Origin of the sequence: Arthrobacter sp. SLBN-83, assembly GCF_006715285.1 — a bacterium.
Classification (GTDB): domain Bacteria; phylum Actinomycetota; class Actinomycetes; order Actinomycetales; family Micrococcaceae; genus Arthrobacter.
Window position 1 is genome coordinate 1681990 of sequence record NZ_VFMX01000001.1, and the last position, 15996, is coordinate 1697985.

The 15996-nt window shown below is 66.0% G+C and carries 12 protein-coding genes and 1 tRNA gene; 5 read left to right on the top strand and 8 right to left on the bottom strand.

From position 1 onward, the window contains the following. Nucleotides 1-17: 17 nt before the first annotated feature. A complete protein-coding gene (locus FBY30_RS07665; protein WP_142132327.1) occupies nt 18-932 on the bottom strand; it encodes a LysR substrate-binding domain-containing protein in 915 nt (304 codons plus the stop codon). Between the two features lie 155 nt (nt 933-1087). On the opposite strand from FBY30_RS07665, the gene FBY30_RS07670 reads away from it, so the two are divergent. Both FBY30_RS07670 and FBY30_RS07675 read left to right on the top strand, forming a co-directional pair. After that, nucleotides 1088-2551 carry an amino acid permease gene (locus FBY30_RS07670; RefSeq protein ID WP_142132328.1) on the top strand — a complete coding sequence of 488 codons (1464 nt, stop codon included), beginning with the start codon at nt 1088-1090 and terminating at the stop codon, nt 2549-2551. Between the two features lie 279 nt (nt 2552-2830). Continuing rightward, the gene (locus FBY30_RS07675; protein WP_142132329.1) at nt 2831-6337 is read left to right on the top strand and encodes a bifunctional proline dehydrogenase/L-glutamate gamma-semialdehyde dehydrogenase; all 3507 of its coding nucleotides are present in this window, start codon (nt 2831-2833) and stop codon (nt 6335-6337) included. A gap of 73 nt (nt 6338-6410) precedes the next feature. On the opposite strand, the gene FBY30_RS07680 is transcribed toward FBY30_RS07675, so the two are convergent. After that, on the bottom strand, nt 6411-6725 hold the full coding sequence (locus FBY30_RS07680) for a hypothetical protein (RefSeq protein ID WP_142132330.1): 315 nt from the start codon (nt 6723-6725) through the stop codon (nt 6411-6413). Between the two features lie 167 nt (nt 6726-6892). Continuing rightward, entirely contained in the window at nt 6893-7747 is an 855-nt protein-coding gene (locus FBY30_RS07685; RefSeq protein ID WP_142132331.1) for a LysR substrate-binding domain-containing protein, read from the bottom strand. Between the two features lie 141 nt (nt 7748-7888). On the opposite strand from FBY30_RS07685, the gene FBY30_RS07690 reads away from it, so the two are divergent. Then, entirely contained in the window at nt 7889-9268 is a 1380-nt protein-coding gene (locus tag FBY30_RS07690) for an MFS transporter (protein ID WP_142132332.1), read from the top strand. 63 nt (nt 9269-9331) lie between these two features. Here the strand turns inward: FBY30_RS07690 and FBY30_RS07695 are convergent. Beyond that, nucleotides 9332-9405 (bottom strand) — tRNA-Gly (locus tag FBY30_RS07695). A 255-nt stretch (nt 9406-9660) separates the two neighbouring features. Between FBY30_RS07695 and FBY30_RS07700 the strand changes: the two genes are divergently transcribed. Continuing rightward, entirely contained in the window at nt 9661-10122 is a 462-nt protein-coding gene (locus FBY30_RS07700) for an SRPBCC family protein (RefSeq protein ID WP_142132333.1), read from the top strand. A 54-nt stretch (nt 10123-10176) separates the two neighbouring features. Here FBY30_RS07700 and FBY30_RS07705 read toward each other — a convergent pair whose 3' ends face one another. Then, nucleotides 10177-11907 carry a CAP domain-containing protein gene (locus tag FBY30_RS07705; RefSeq protein ID WP_235009374.1) on the bottom strand — a complete coding sequence of 577 codons (1731 nt, stop codon included), beginning with the start codon at nt 11905-11907 and terminating at the stop codon, nt 10177-10179. A gap of 142 nt (nt 11908-12049) precedes the next feature. Between FBY30_RS07705 and dcd the strand changes: the two genes are divergently transcribed. Beyond that, nucleotides 12050-12625: a dCTP deaminase gene (dcd, locus tag FBY30_RS07710; protein ID WP_141161442.1), complete on the top strand. Its 576-nt coding sequence runs from the start codon at nt 12050-12052 to the stop codon at nt 12623-12625. 51 nt (nt 12626-12676) lie between these two features. Here the strand turns inward: dcd and FBY30_RS07715 are convergent, their stop codons facing one another. The 3 genes from FBY30_RS07715 to FBY30_RS07725 form a co-directional block, all read right to left on the bottom strand. Continuing rightward, nucleotides 12677-13858: a cation:proton antiporter gene (locus FBY30_RS07715; protein WP_142132334.1), complete on the bottom strand. Its 1182-nt coding sequence runs from the start codon at nt 13856-13858 to the stop codon at nt 12677-12679. A gap of 5 nt (nt 13859-13863) precedes the next feature. After that, nucleotides 13864-14346: a cation:proton antiporter regulatory subunit gene (locus FBY30_RS07720; protein ID WP_142132335.1), complete on the bottom strand. Its 483-nt coding sequence runs from the start codon at nt 14344-14346 to the stop codon at nt 13864-13866. Nucleotides 14347-14411: 65 nt separating this feature from the next. Beyond that, nucleotides 14412-15815 carry an MFS transporter gene (locus FBY30_RS07725; RefSeq protein WP_142132336.1) on the bottom strand — a complete coding sequence of 468 codons (1404 nt, stop codon included), beginning with the start codon at nt 15813-15815 and terminating at the stop codon, nt 14412-14414. Nucleotides 15816-15996: the final 181 nt, after the last annotated feature.

Here is a 15996-nt window from a genome sequence, read left to right on the forward strand (position 1 = left end):
GTGACGAAACACAGTGGTCACCCGGCGTCGTCCGTTGCCACCGCGGCGGCAGCGGCAGCCAGGGTTTCCCGGGCGGCGAGAATGGCTGGGCGCTGCGCGCTGGAGCGGCGGACCGAGGTGAAGATGGTGCGGTGCGGCTTGCCGGGAAGCTCCAGCAGCTGGGCCGTGGTGCCGCGACCGGTCCACACTAGATCCGGCATCAGGGCCACGGCATTGCCGGACTCGATTAGCCGCGCCTGGGCCTGCAGGTCTGCAGTCTCAAAGCGGACGTCGGGCTCGAACCCCTCGCTGCGGCAGGCCTGTTCCGCCCAGTGCCGTGATGCCGCACCCCGCGGCTCCATCACCCAGGACAGCTCCGCCGTGTCCGCCAAAGAACGGATGGCCGGCCTGCCCGCGGACGCCGGGGGAACGGCCAGCCGGATGGCATCGGTGGTGAGCTTCACCTTGTCCAGCTCCGGGTACCGCGGTGCTGCATGGCCGGGGTACTGCTCCGCGATGACCAGGTCGAAGTCGCGTGCCCAGGTCTCGTGCAGCGCCGTTTCCGGTTCACGCTGGATCATCTCGATCCGCACCTCGGGATACTTGGCGGCCATGCGGGTCAAGGTGTCCGGCATCAGGGCGAGGGCGGCGGACTGGAACACGGCGATCCGCACCGTCCCCGTCACGGTGGTGAGGGAAGCCGCCAGGTCCGCCTCCGCCTGTTCCATGGTTTCCAGCAGCTGCGCGGTGTGCGCCACCAGCACCTCAGCCTGGGGCGTCAGCTGCACCCGCCGCCCCGTTTTTCGAAGCAGCTCCACGCCCACTTCCTTCTCCAGCAGGGCCAGCTGCTGCGAGACCGACGACGGGCTGTACTGCAGCGCCTCCGCCACCTCGGCGAGCGTCCCCCTGATGCTTAACTCCCGGAGCAGCCGGAGCCTGCGGACGTCGAGCATGGCAAATTCCTAACTGAAACTAACGAATATAGGTTAGAAGTAGTCACTTTATCTAACGCAAGCCCACACGCATACTGTTGAAATCGAGTTACCCCCGTCACAGCCAGGTCCCTTGGCGTGCCGCGGCGGGGTCGCCCCCCAAGCAGGAGTTCCTGATGAGCACCAAAGATTTGAGCCAGTCGATCATGCGGCGCAAGCCCATCGATGACATCGAAGAAGAGAGCAAGCACAGCGGACTGTTCAAGTCCCTGGGACTGTGGCAGCTCACCGCCATCGGCGTTGGCGGCATTATCGGCGTCGGCATCTTCTCCCTCGCGGGACTGGTGGCCGCCGGCAGCGAAGGCAACCCGGGAGTGGGGCCCGCGGTACTGATTTCCTTCCTGATTGCGGGCCTGGCCTCTGCGGCCGCGGCCCTGTCCTACGCGGAATTCGCGGGCATGATTCCCCGCGCCGGATCCGCCTACACCTACGGCTACGTGGCACTCGGTGAGGTGATCGGCTGGTTCATCGGCTGGGACCTGCTGCTGGAATACATCGCCATTGTTGCCGTGGTGGCCATCGGCATCTCGGGGTACCTTGACGCCTTCCTGTCCGGCATCGGCATCCACATGCCTGCCTGGATGACGTCGACGGTGGACGAGGGCAAGGGCGGCATCATCAACATTCCGGCCATCCTGGTCTGCCTCCTGGTCACGTGGATCCTGTCCCGCGGCACCAAGGCGTTCGGCCGGTTTGAACTCGTCGCCGTGGCCATCAAGATCGTCCTGATCCTCTTCATCATCGGCCTCGGCGTGTTCTACATCGACACCAACAACTACAACCCGTTCATGCCCAGCGGCTTCGGCCCCGTGGTTGCCGGCTCCGCCACCGTCTTCTTCGCCGTGTTCGGATACGACGCCATGAGCACCGCGGCCGAGGAAGCCAAGGACGGCAAGAAGCACATGCCCAAGGCCATCGTGCTCTCGCTCATCATCGCCATGCTGCTCTACGTTGCCGCCACACTGGTCCTCACCGGCATGCAGAACTACAAGGACATCGACCCCAAGGCGGGCTTCGCATCGGCCTTCACCTCCGTGGGCCTGCCTGTCATCGCCACCATCATTTCGGTGTTCGCCGTCCTGTCCATCCTCACAGTGATGCTCACCTTCCTGCTCGGCGTCACCCGTGTTTGGTTTTCCATGAGCCGCGACGGACTGCTCCCCGGCTGGTTCTCCAAGACTGACCGACACGGCACTCCGCAGCGCGTCACGTGGATCGGCGGCATCGCGTCCGCCTTCCTGGCCGGCGTCTTCCCCATCAAGGCGGTCGCGGACCTGACCAACATCGGCATCCTGGCCGCGTTCGTCGTCGTCTGCCTGTCCGTGATCATCTTCCGCTACAAGCGGCCGGACGCCCCCCGTACGTTCCGCCTGCCCCTGATGCCCGTAATCCCTGCGTTCGGCGTCCTGGCCTCGGCCTTCCTGATGCTGCAGCTGCACTGGGAAACCTGGCTGCGGTTCGTGGTGTGGCTGATCATCGGCCTCGTCATCTACTTCGGCTACGGCCGCAAGCACTCGCTGATGAACCCCAACAGCCCCCGCCACCAGGAACTCGCGGACCTTCACCGCCCGCTTTCCTAACCCAACCCCGGACGTCCAACTACCGGCAGACCTCCCGCCCCAAACCCCGCGTTGCTCTATCACTTTTGGTCCCTAAACAGCCGTTTTAGCGACCAAAAGTGATAGAGCAAGCGGGAGGGTGGGAGGCCTGCCGTCGGCATTTAAAGACCCCTGCGGCGGCCGAACAATTCATTGGTTTTCCTAACCTGTATTGGTTGGAAAAGATCGCTTTATCTTATGTGACTCGAAGCTCATACTGGTGGAAAGACCCCTCCCACCGTAAGAAAGATCGGGAAAACCATGACCCACGTTGCAATGGAACCGGCAGTCGTCAAAGCGGCCACCCCGCAGACGGTCGACGTCGACGTCCCCCAGGCAAAGGCCCTCGCCGATGAGGCAGTGGCCTTGGTCCGCCACTGGCTCACCGAGGCCGCCAAGGTGCCGGTGGACCCCTCCGCCCAGCAGTTGGCCGGCGTCCTCAAGGACCCCAACGGGCTGGATTTCACTGTCGGCTTCGTGGACGGTGTGGTCCGCCCCGAGGACCTGAACGTCGCAGCCCGCAACCTCGCCGCACTCGCTCCCAAGGTTCCGGCCTTCCTGCCCTGGTACATGCGCAGCGCCGTGGCCCTCGGCGGCACCATCGCTCCCGTCATGCCCCAGGTGGTCATCCCCATCGCCCGCAAGGTACTGCGCGAAATGGTGGGCCACCTGATCGTTGACGCCACCGACGCCAAGCTGGGCCCGGCCATCGCCAAGATCAAGAAGGACGGCATCAAGCTCAACGTCAACCTGCTCGGCGAGGCAGTCCTCGGCGAGCACGAGGCCTCCCGCCGCCTGGAGGGCACGCACACCCTGCTGGCGCGTCCCGACGTCGACTACGTCTCCATCAAGGTCTCCTCCACTGTGGCCCCGCACTCCGCCTGGGCCTTCGACGAGGCGGTGGAACACGTCGTCGAAAAGCTCACCCCGCTCTTCCAGCGCGCCAACTCCTTCGCTTCGGGTGGCCGCAAGGCAAAGTTCATCAACCTGGACATGGAGGAGTACAAGGACCTGGACATGACCATTGCGGTCTTCACCCGGATCCTGGACAAGCCCGAGTTCAAGAACCTGGAAGCCGGCATTGTGCTGCAGGCTTACCTCCCGGACGCGTTGTCCGCCATGATGCGCCTGCAGGACTGGGCAGCGGAGCGCCGTGCCAACGGCGGTGCCGGCATCAAGGTCCGCGTGGTGAAGGGCGCCAACCTGCCCATGGAACAGGTGGAGTCCTCGCTCCACGACTGGCCGCTGGCCACCTGGGGCAGCAAGCAGGACTCCGATACCAGCTACAAGCGGGTCATTAACTACGCGCTGCACCCGGAGCGGATCAAGAACATCCGCATCGGCGTGGCCGGCCACAACCTGTTCGACATCGCCTTCGCCTGGCTCCTGGCCAAGCAGCGCGGCGTGGAGTCCGGCATCGAGTTCGAGATGCTGCTGGGCATGGCGCAGGGCCAGGCCGAGGCGGTTAAGAAGGACGTGGGCTCCCTGCTCCTTTACACGCCCGTGGTGCACCCGGCCGAGTTCGACGTAGCCATCGCCTACCTGATCCGCCGCCTGGAAGAGGGCGCCAGCCAGGAAAACTTCATGTCCGCGGTGTTTGAGCTCAGCGAAAACGAGGGCCTGTTCGAGCGCGAAAAGCAGCGCTTCCTCTCCTCGCTGGAGGCCCTGGACAACACCGTCCCGCTGCCAAACCGCCGCCAGGACCGGAACCTTCCGCCGGAGCCGATGCCGCACACCGGTTTCCGGAACACCCCGGACACCGATCCAGCGCTCCCCGCCAACCGCACCTGGGGCCGCGCCATCCTGGACCGGGTCCCGGCCTCCACCCTGGGCGACGCCTCGGTGAAGGCTGCGTTCATCAACGACGAGGAAACGCTCAACAGCGCCATCGCCAACGCACTGGAGAAGGGCAAGGCCTGGGGCCAGCTCTCCGGCAATGAGCGCGCCGAGATCCTGCACCGTGCCGGTGAGATCCTGGAGGGCCGCCGCGCTGACCTGCTTGAGGTCATGGCCAGCGAGACCGGCAAGACGATCGACCAGGGCGATCCCGAGGTCAGCGAGGCCGTGGACTTTGCCCACTACTACGCCGAGTCCGCCCGCAAGCTGGACACGGTCGACGGCGCCACGTTCGTCCCGGCCAAGCTCACCGTTGTCACCCCGCCATGGAACTTCCCGGTCGCCATCCCCGCCGGGTCCACCCTTGCGGCACTCGCCGCCGGCTCCGCCGTCGTGATCAAGCCTGCCAAGCAGGCCGCCCGCAGCGGCGCCGTCATGGTGGAAGCGCTGTGGGAGGCCGGCGTGCCCAAGGGCGCCCTGACCATGGTGCAGCTGGGGGAGCGCGAGCTCGGCACCCAGCTCATCAGCCACCCCGCCGTGGACCGCGTGATCCTCACCGGCGGTTACGAAACCGCCGAACTGTTCCGCTCCTTCCGCGCGGACCTGCCGCTGCTGGCCGAAACCAGCGGCAAGAACGCCATCATCGTCACTCCGAGTGCTGACCTGGACCTGGCCGCAAAGGATGTGGCCTACTCCGCATTCGGCCACGCCGGGCAGAAGTGTTCCGCCGCCTCGCTGGTGATCCTGGTGGGCTCGGTGGCCAAGTCCAAGCGGTTCCACAACCAATTGATCGACGCCGTCACCTCCCTCAAGGTGGGCTACCCTGAGGACCCCACCAGCCAGATGGGCCCGATCATCGAGCCCGCCAACGGCAAGCTGCTCAACGCCCTCACCACCCTGGGCGACGGCGAAAACTGGGCCGTGGAACCGAAGAAGCTCGACGACACCGGACGGCTGTGGAGCCCGGGCGTACGCTACGGCGTCAAGCGCGGCTCCTACTTCCACCTCACCGAGTTCTTCGGCCCCGTGCTGGGTGTCATGACGGCCGAGACCTTGGAAGAAGCCATCGCCATCCAGAACCAGATCGAGTACGGCCTCACCGCAGGCCTGCACTCGCTCGACACCGAGGAACTGGGCATCTGGCTGGACACCATCCAGGCCGGCAACCTCTACGTGAACCGCGGCATCACCGGCGCCATCGTCCAGCGCCAGCCCTTCGGTGGCTGGAAGAAGTCCGCCGTTGGCGCCGGCACCAAGGCGGGCGGCCCCAATTACCTGGCCGGTCTGGGCGACTGGGTTCCTGCCACCAGCACCGCGACGGCAGCCGTCACCAACCCGGGGGTGCGCCGCATCTTGAATGCAACCGGATCCGCCCTGCAGCCAGCAGAGCTTGAGTCCGTGCAGCGGGCCCTGGCATCCGACGCCGAGGCCTGGGCTTCGGAGTTCGGCACCGCCAAGGACGTCTCCGGGCTGAGCGCCGAACGTAACATCTTCCGCTACCGCAGCCTGCCCGTCACCATCCGCCTCTCCGAAGGTGCGCCGCTGGCACACCTCGTCCGGACAGTGGCAGCCGGGGTGCTGGCGGGCTCGGCACTCACGGTGTCCGCCGCCGTCGAACTTCCCGCACAGCTGCGTTCCGTGCTCACCGCACAGGACATCGACGTGACGGTGGAGTCCGACGCCGACTGGCTGGCTGCCGCCGCTCACCTCGCCGCAGCGGGCAAGCTCTCCGGCGCGCGCATCCGCCTGATCGGCGGCGACGCCTCCGCGCTGGCCGAAGCGACCGGCGGACGCCCGGACCTGGCCATCTACGCCCACGCCGTGACCGAAGCCGGCCGGGTGGAGCTGCTGCCGTTCCTGCATGAGCAGGCCGTCAGCATCACCGCCCACCGCTTCGGTACCCCGAACCACCTGTCGGACGCGCTGATCTAGGGCAGGCAGGCGCAAAAAGGTCCGGTGGTTGGCTTGTTTACACAAGCCAACCACCGGACCTTTTGTATGTGCGCTAGCCCAGGTACCAGCCGGGCGGTGTCCAGGTGACCGGGACGCTGTGCGCCGAGAAATCCTCGCAGCGCGTGCAGGTGTAGGCTACCTCGCCAAGGGTGGCCACGGTTCCGTCACGCCGGTAGGTGGGCGGAATGTACGACTCGAGGTAGACGAATTCGTCGGTACGGCACTTGTCGCAGGTGGGTTTCCCCACATAACCGGAGTCAACGGAGGCGTGTCCGGTTCCGAGGGTGTTCTGGCGGGTGGACGGCCGTGGTGCAGAGTACGGGCGTGCGTGGGCAGAACCGAGATGGATGTTCCTGGCTGTCGTCATTGGCTGCCTGTCCCAAGCGGCGTTTCCGGCATGCGGGGACGCGCTTGATTTAGTGAACTGGCCTGCTGCTTGACCTTGGAAAATCAGCATAGGCTATGCCAGTCCCCCTATCAATGGACACGGACCCCCTAACTCCCCCAAATGCTGGAAATCATGCCGGAAGAGAGTTAGGTTTGCCGGTTAATGGTCCGTCCGACAATGGACTGGGTGAGGGCCTCGATCACCTCGGCGTTTGCCAGCGGATTGCGGATCAGGGTGAAGTCCACGTCCCCCACGGCGGGAAGGTCGAAGCGGCGGGTGATGATCTTCAGGTCTTCGGGGACCAGCGACGTCGGCATCACCGCGACGCCGATGCCGGCCCGGACCGCCGCCAGCACGCCGCTGATCTGCCGCGTGGTGCAGGTGATCCGCCAGGTCCTGCCGTGCGCTTCGAGCGCATCAATCGCGAGCTTCCGGCTGAGGCTGGGGGCGGGGTAGGCGATCAGCGGTACCGGGGTGCCCGGCTCCATCACGGTCTGCTCCAGGCCCACCCACGAGAAGGAATCGTGCTGGACCACCGTGCCGTCCTTTGCCCCGGCCACCCATTTCACGAAGACCAGGTCCAGCTGTCCGGCGTTGAGCTTGCGGTACAGCTGGTCGCTTTGCCCCACCGTCAGTTCCAGGTTGATCTGGGGGTAGATCTGCCGGAACTCGCGCAGGATCCGGGGCAGCCCCGTGATGGCGAGGTCGTCCGCGGTGCCGAAGCGCAGCCGGCCCCGCATGGCCGAGCCGGAAAAGTAGCGGGCGGCGGCGCCGTGGGCGGACAGGATGTTCCGCGCGAATCCGGCCATGGCGTCGCCGTTGTCCGTGAGCCGGACGTCGCGGGTATCGCGCGTGATCAGGCTGCGTTTGGCAGCCGCCTCCAGCTTGCGGATGTGCTGGCTGATGGTTGGTTGGGCCAGCCCCAGGCGCTCGGCGGCCTTGGTGAAGCTGAGGGTGTCGGCAACGGCCAGGAAGGAGCGCAACTGGGCTGGTTCGAACATGCGGGACTCCGGTGTCTCTGGGGCGGCGATGCTATTGCGTATCGCAATACGAGTTATAGGGACCATACGCCTCCATAATCTGCTCCGCCAGCCTAGCGTTAAGGGCATCCCAGACCGCCCCGCAATTTTGAGGACATCCCTGTGGCACCCCCACCGCCTTCGTCGGCCTCCATCTCCCAGCCAGTCATCGACGCGGCGGGCTCAGCGCCGCCGGAGAACCAAACCCAGCCAATTCCCGTCGTCGCCGAGCGGCTCCCGTGGAAGCACACCTTCATCTCGCTGAAGGTACCGAATTTCCGGATCTTCGCGGCAGGCCACTTCATCGCCGTCATCGCCATCTGGATGCAGAGGATCGCCCAGGACTGGCTGGTGCTCCAGCTCTCCGGCTCGGTAACGGCAGTGGGCATCACCGTGGCGCTGCAGTTCCTGCCCTCCTTGCTGCTGGGCCCCTGGGGCGGCATGATCGCCGACCGCTTCGCCAAGCGCAAGATCCTTATCCTGTGCCAGAGCGTGGCCGCCGTCCTTGCCGCAACGCTGGCCACCCTTGCCCTCACCGGCGTCATCATGGTGGGGCACGTCTACGGCATTGCCCTGATCCTGGGCCTGGTGACAGTCCTCGACCAGCCCGCACGCCAAGTGTTCGTCAACGAACTTGTGGGCCCTACGTATTTGCGGAACGCCATCAGCGTCAACTCCACCACCTTCCAGTTGGGCGGCCTGATAGGCCCGGCCATCGCAGGGCTCCTGCTGACGGCGGTGGGCGCAGGCTGGGCCTTCGCGGCCAACGCCCTGGCCTGCTGCTCCACCGTGGTGATGCTCCTGGTCCTGCGGAAGGACCAGCTGTTCGTCAGTGCCCCCACACCCAAGAGCAAGGGAATGCTGCGGGAGGGGCTCCGCTATGCATTGAGCAAGCCCACCATCTACTGGCCCTGGCTGATGGCCGGATTCGTCTCAGTCTTCGCCATGAGCCTGCCCGTCATCCTCGCAGCTTTCGCGGACCACATCTTCCAGGTGGGCGCCGGCGGCTACGGCGTGCTCAACGCCCTGGTGGCACTCGGTGCCCTGTCCGGGGCAGTGGCATCCACCCGCCGTCGTCAACTGCGCCTTCGGTCCGTGGTGTTCTGCGCCGGGATGTACGGCCTGATGCTGTGCCTTGCCGCGCTTGCCCCGTCCATGGTGACCTTCGGCGCGGTAATGGTCCTGTCCGGATTCTGGTGCCTCATGTTCCTGACCGGCTGCAACCAGCTGGTGCAGGTCAGTTCCAACCTGGGCATCCGCGGCCGTGTGATGAGCCTGTACATCATGGTGCAGATCGGGGGCCAGGCGCTGGGTGGCTTCATGCTGGGTTCGATCGCCGAGCATGCCAATCCGCATGTTGCCCTGCTGGTTTCCGGGGGCGTCCCGGCGCTTGCGGCCGCGACGGTGGCAGCAATCCTGGCGCGGAAGGGCTCGCTCCAGCTCAAAGTGGACTGGCGGGACCGGCGGCATCCGGTGCAGATCGCGCGGCGGGCGGCTGCGTAACAGGGCCGTGTACACAAGGGGCCGGGCAAGAGGGGAAGGGCGCCGGGTCCGGCAGGAAGGGATTGGAGCGGCTGACGGGAATCGAACCCGCGTATCAAGCTTGGGAAGCTAGCGCTCTACCATTGAGCTACAGCCGCAGCGCCCTCGCTTGAGCGGGGCAGAACTTAGCTTAGCGCAGATCTGCGGGCTCCCCGCCAACCCGGGCAAGCAGCGGCTTCGTGTCCTTAAAGCCTGACCTGCAACCGGCAACGTCATCCAGTAACTCTTCAATAACGTCCGCGCTGCCTGCTAGGTCCGGGCGGGGAGGGCTGGCTAACCTGATCCGGGTAGCGGCCGCATTTGGGGGAGGCAGCTATTGCGGCAGCCGACGTCAACCACAGGAACTTTTCTACATGGCAATCGCAGAGCACGAGGTCCTCATAGAACGCGACGCCATGGCCGTGTACCAATACCTCCTTGACGCGACCAACCTTCCCGCATGGCGCAGCGACGTCCGGAGCGTGAAGCTCGTCCAGGGGCCGGCCGATGCCACGGGCGCGGTGTACCGCAAAATGGTGGCCGGCCGTTCCGGCCTGAGCATCCCGGCGGAGCTGGAGATCACCAATCTGCGGCCCGGGGCGGAAATCGAATTCCACATAGTCTCCGGCCCTGCAACGCGCTGGGGCGGCTACTATCTCAGCACCGAGGACGCCGGGACCCGCGTGCGGTTTGCCATGGAAGCGAAACGCGGCGGCCGCTTCGGCTTCCTTAGCAGGTTCACGTTCCTCGACGGGATGCTGCAGCGCCGCGTCAGCTCCGACGTGGCCCAGCTGGACCGGCTGAAGCACGTACTGGAACTGCAGCCCGCAATCTGACCCCGGCTGCGGGGCGCAGGGCTCCGGGTTTCAGCTGCTGGCGCGGGCTTTGGCCTACTGCGCCAGCCGTTGCCCGGTCCAGGGTCCGGCAATGTTCGACGGCGACGCGAGACTTCCCCAGGTCAGGTCCCAGTACTGCACGGTGTCGTTGGCCCGCCGAAGCGCTATGCCAGTGGAATTCAGCCCGGTGACATTGCGCAGCGGACGGATTCCCGTAACATCCGTCCACCCGGTCGCGACGGTGGGCCGGGCCTCAGCGCGGACGGCGGTGGTGCCCCACCCGCGGTAGAGCTGCACGGTGCCGTCAGCCTTCAACGCCAGGACGTCCTGGAAGCCGTCGGCGTCGTAGTCCACCATGGAGAGCCGGGAGGCGTAGACGCCGGTGGCAATGGCCACCCGGTCCGCGATATCCCCCGTGCCCTTGTTGGCATACAGGAACAGATTGCCGGCGCTGTCCAGGGCCAGGATCTGGGGCATGCGGTTGTTGGCGCACCAGCCCCCGACCGCCAGGGTCAGGGTGTTCCAGCCGCCGGTACCGAGGGTGATGGGCGCCTGGAAGCCGCCGCTGGCGATCCCCCTGTGCAGGGTCAGATTGCCGCCGGTCCACTGTGTCAGGACGTCATAGGCGCCGTCCCGGTCCCAGTCGGTGACAAAGACTTCCTTGGCTCCGCCGAAGCCGGATCCGATGACCTTGGGCGCGGCGTAGGTGCGGGGCCCGGTGGAGGCCCGGTTCAGCAGCTGGCCGGCGGAGTCGACGGAAACGAGGTCGGCCGGGCCGGTGATTGCCGCGGCGGCGAGGTTGAGGGTGGGCGGCATGTGCTTGACGGGCGCGTCGCACAGGCTCGGCGGCGGCGGCGGGAGAGCCCCGCCCGACCCTGCGCCGCCCGGGGAATCAAGGGTCCCTGCCGGCAGCGTGGTGTACCCGAAGAAGTTCACCACACCCCAGATCTGATAGGTGGAGTTGGTGTAGGAGATCCCGGCGCCCATTACGTTGAAGCGCGGGTCCAGAAGCATGGCGTTGTGGCCCGGTGAACCCTTCCACCACTCCACGAGCTGGGCGGCGTCGCGGTCGGTGCGGATGGCAATGACTTCGCCCGCGCCGTTGTTGGGATTCAGGGCGCGGGGATCGGTCCAGAAGCTCGCCCGGTGTTCAATCACTTCGCGCGTAGCGATGCTGTCCGACCATTCCTGCGACATCCCGGCCACCGTGGGGTGGTACTTGACCTTGTTAAGGCCGTTGGCCACCCGGTACTCGTTGATCTTGGTGAACACGGTAAGGATGGCGGACGCGTTGCTGTCCGGTACCAGTGCCTCGGCGGACAGGGCCGGAGCGGGTTGGGGAGCCGCCAGCTGCGTTGTGGAGGGCGAGCCGAGTTCCTGGTCCGGTGCCCACAGTGGAGGGATGGAAGCCGTCTGGGGGGTGGACTCCGTGGAAGCGGCAGTGGCCTCCGGAGATCCCAGCGTTTCCGTGGAAGGCGCAACCCCTGTACCGGAGGACGGAGGGGCGAGGTCCGGGGCGGGCGTGGCCGTCGGGGGAGCGGGCTCCGGTGCCGGGCTTGCCCCGGTCAAGGGGGAAGCGACGCGGATGTCGGGGTCCACGGCAGGAGTGAGTCTTCCTGCCGGGTCCGCCTGGGTGGAGGTTCCGCCGCTGCGGACCAGCGGGGTCTGCAGTGTAATGCTCGCTGTCCCCGATGCCTGGCCGAATGGCAGCGGCCCGGGCGGCACGGCATCCGACGAAGAGACCAACGCCAATGCACAGAGCACGCCAATAAAAGACGGTGCCACTAATTTATTCACAACATCCCCAGCTCTGTTACGCCATCCGGGAGACCATTCCGGCGGCTTTCAATCGCAACATTAGCCCCAGGAGGCCACAGCAACAACGGGAAAGTGTGGCTGTGGATAACCGATACGGTAATTTGGGACGGTGCTGATCTCTGACCGTGACATTCGAGCCGAAATTGATTCCCAGCGGATCGTGCTGGAACCGTACGATCCGGCGATGGTCCAGCCGTCGTCCGTGGATGTCCGGATTGATAAGTTCTTCCGCTTGTTCGACAACCACAAGTACGCGCACATTGATCCCGCGCAGGAGCAGCCCGAACTGACCCGGCTGGTGGAAGTGGAGCAGGACGAGGCCTTCATCCTGCACCCGGGGGAGTTTGTCCTGGGTTCCACCTATGAGACCGTGACGCTGCCCGATGACATCGCTGCCCGGCTGGAAGGCAAGTCATCGCTGGGCCGGCTGGGCCTGCTGACGCACTCCACTGCAGGGTTCATCGACCCCGGCTTTTCCGGCCACGTCACCCTTGAGCTGTCCAACATGGCAACCCTGCCCATCAAGCTGTGGCCGGGCATGAAGATTGGCCAGCTCTGCTTTTTCCGGCTGAGTTCGGCTGCAGAGTACCCGTACGGCCAGGGGGAATACGGAAACCGGTACCAGGGCCAGCGCGGCCCCACCGCCAGCCGCAGCCACCTGAACTTCCACCGCACCAGCATTTAGCGGCACCACCAGGTAAGAGCTGAGCCAAAAACCCTAAAACACTCCCGGGCCCTAAAGCTGCGGGGCCACCGCCCGCGGCCGGATGAACGGCTTGGCCAGCGGCTCCACATAGCGCGCGGCCAGCGGACCCAGCACCGCCATCAGCAGCACGTAGGCGGTGGCCAGCGCCGCAAGGTCATGCGGAACCGCCCCCGAGGCCACAGCCAGGCCCGCGATCACGATGGAGAATTCGCCGCGGGCCACCAGGGCCGCGCCCGCCCGGAAACGGCCGGGCCGGGCGATCCCGGCCTGCTTGGCGGCCCAGATCCCCGTGATCATCTTGGTGCCCGCCGTTGCTACCGCCAGGACCAGGGCCCAGCCCAGCACCGGCGGAATGGAGGTGGGGTCCGTGTTGAGCCCGAACGCCACAAAGAAGATCGCGGCAAACAGGTCCCGCAGCGGCTCAAGGATCCGGGTGGCATTGTGCGCGGTGGCACCTGAGATGGCGATGCCCAGCATGAAGGCCCCCACCGCCGCCGAGACCTGCATGGCGGATGCTACGCCGGCCACCAGCAGGGCGGCGCCCAGGACGTTGAGCAGGAAGACCTCGGAGTTCTCGCTGTGGACGGCCTTGGACACATGGTGCCCGTGCCGCAGCGCCACCATCAGCACCACGCTGACCACCGCCAGGGCAATCCCCACCGTGGTGAGCCCGCCCAGGAAACTGACCCCGGCCAGCGTGGCCGTGAGGATGGGCAGGTAGACGGCCATGGCCAGGTCCTCGAACACCAGGATGGACAGCACCACGGGCGTTTCGCGGTTTCCGAGCCGGCCCAGGTCCGTGATGACCTTTGCGGCGATGCCTGAAGAGGAGATGTAGGTGACCCCGCCCATGACCATGGCTCCCACGCCGCCCCAGCCCAGGAGCAGCGCGAGCCCCGCGCCGGGCAGGAAGTTCAGGACGAGGTCCAGGATGCCGGCCTGCCACGAACGGCGCAGCCCCGTAAAAAGTTCAGCAGCCGTATATTCCAGCCCGAGCATAAGCAGGAGGAGGATAACGCCGATTTCGCCGGAGAGATGGGCGAATTCGTGCATGCCTTCGAGCTTGATGATGCCGCCGGCACCGAATGCCAGCCCACCCAGCAGGTAGAACGGGATGGGCGACATGCCGATCCGTCCGGCCAGCCTGGCCAGGAGGCCGAGGCAGAACACGACGGCCCCCAGTTCAACGAGGGTCTGGGCCAACGGGTCCATGGGAACTAGCCGTGGCGCAGGATATGGGCCGCTGAATCGAGGCCTTCCTGGGTGCCCACGGCCACCAGCAGGTCACCGGGGTGGAGGACGACGTCGGGCCCAGGCGATGGCAGCACCTCACCCTCGCGCATGATGGCAACGATGGAGACGCCGCTCCGGGTGCGGATGGACGCCTTGCCCATGGGTTGGTTCTGGAACGGGGAGTCGGCGGCGATGGAGAACTGCCGGGTGACAATGCCCGGCACGTCCTTGTGCTCCTCTGCGAGCTTCATGGCCAGGTGCGTGCCGCCCAGGAGGTTGCCAAGGGTGGCTGCTTCGTCGCTGGTCAGCGGAATCGAAGCCTGGCAGGTGTCGGGGTCGTCCCAGGTGGAAACGATGAGTTCCGTCTGGCCTTCCCGCCGCTCCACCACGCCGATGCGGCGCCCGGAGGCGGTCATGAAATCCTTCCGGAGGCCCAGGCCCGGAAGGTTCGTTTCGTCCACGTTCATGGCTCCAGCCTAGTCTGCGTTCCAACAGTTGGCGGAGCCCCGGACCAGGACCCGAACGCGGTGTTTCAGCTGGCGGGTACGACGGCGACGGGCGCCTTTGCGGGCGACTTCACCGGGAGCAGCACCAGGAGTCCGGCCAGCAGGACCACCATGATGCCAAGGATGCCCCACCGCTGTGCCTGTCCGGCAGGCACCAGTGGGGTTGCCAGGGTGATGCAGAGCGTGAACAGGGCGGGCGCAAGGAAGCTGACGGCCCGGCCGGTGGTGGCATACAGGCCGAAGAGTTCGCCGGACTCCCCGTGTGGTGCGAGCCTGGCCAGGTACGCGCGCGACGACGACTGGGCCGGCCCGACGAACAGGCAGAGGAACAGTCCGAACACCCAGAAGGTGGTGCTGCCCGCCCATTGCATTCCGAAGAAGGAATAGTTGCCGTTGCCCAGGACCAGGATGGCGGTCCCGGCCACGAGGAGTCCCACCAGGGAGCTGGTGATAACAGCCTTGGGACCCACTTTGTCGTCAAGGAACCCGCCCAGCATCGCGCCGATGGCCGCCACCACGTTCCCGAAGATGGCGAAGAAGATCACCTGGGACAGGGCAAAGCCAAATGTCCCGGCAGCGATGATCCCGCCGAACGTGAAGACGGCGGCGAGCCCGTCGCGGAACACGGCGCTGGCCAGCAGGAAGTAGATGGTGTGCGGGCTGGTGGCGTAGATGGCCTTGATCCGGCGGAAAAGCAGTCCGTAGCTGGCCAGGAAGCCGAGGCGGGTGGCCTGGCGTGACCGGGGCAGCTCAGGGACGGCGAACAGGACCGGAAGGGCAAAGACGAAGAACCACAGGGCGGAGAAGACGGCCACGAGCCGGATGTTGAGACTGTCCTGGGTGGACGCACCGAACCAGTCAAAGGCGGGTTGGACGAACAGTTGCAGGACGATCAGGAGGGCCACGATTCCGCCCAGGTAGCCGGCGCCCCAGCCGAAGCCACTGACCTTTCCGATGTTCTGCGGCGTGGAAACCTGGGCCAGCATGGCGTTGTAGTTGACCCCGGCGAATTCGAAGAACACGTTCCCCAGGGCGATCAGGCATGCCCCGAGGAGCAGGAACTCCGGGCGAGGGAACACGAAGAAGCACAGGGCCGTGAGGATGGCGACGACGGCTGAGTTCACTCCCAGCCACAGCTTGCGCCGGCCGCCGGCGTCGGAGCGCTGGCCGGTCACGGGTGCCAGCAGCGCGATGGCGAATCCGCCCACGGCCAGGGCCGCGCCCAGCACTGCAGATGTGCTGTCCTCGCCGCCAAAGGCATTGGATGTCAGGTAAACGGTGAAGACGAAGGTGGTCATCACTGCATTGAAGGCCGCCGAACCCCAGTCCCAGGAGGCCCAGGCCAGGATGCGGCCCTTGCTGGAGGAAGCGGTTCCGGCTTCGAGTTCCGAGGCCGGCTGCATTGCCCCCGGCGCGCTGGCGCTGTTCATACGATGCATCGTATCCGCCGACGGCGAACACCCCCGGCAGCACGGGCCCGTGCTGCCGGGGATTCTGTCCGTTGCGAGCCAGTGAGGGTGAAGGATAGCGCACCTACCTTGGTAAACTGGACCCTCCCGAACCTTACTTTTTTGCCGCCTGCTCCAACTTTTGACAATCGAATCCCTGACG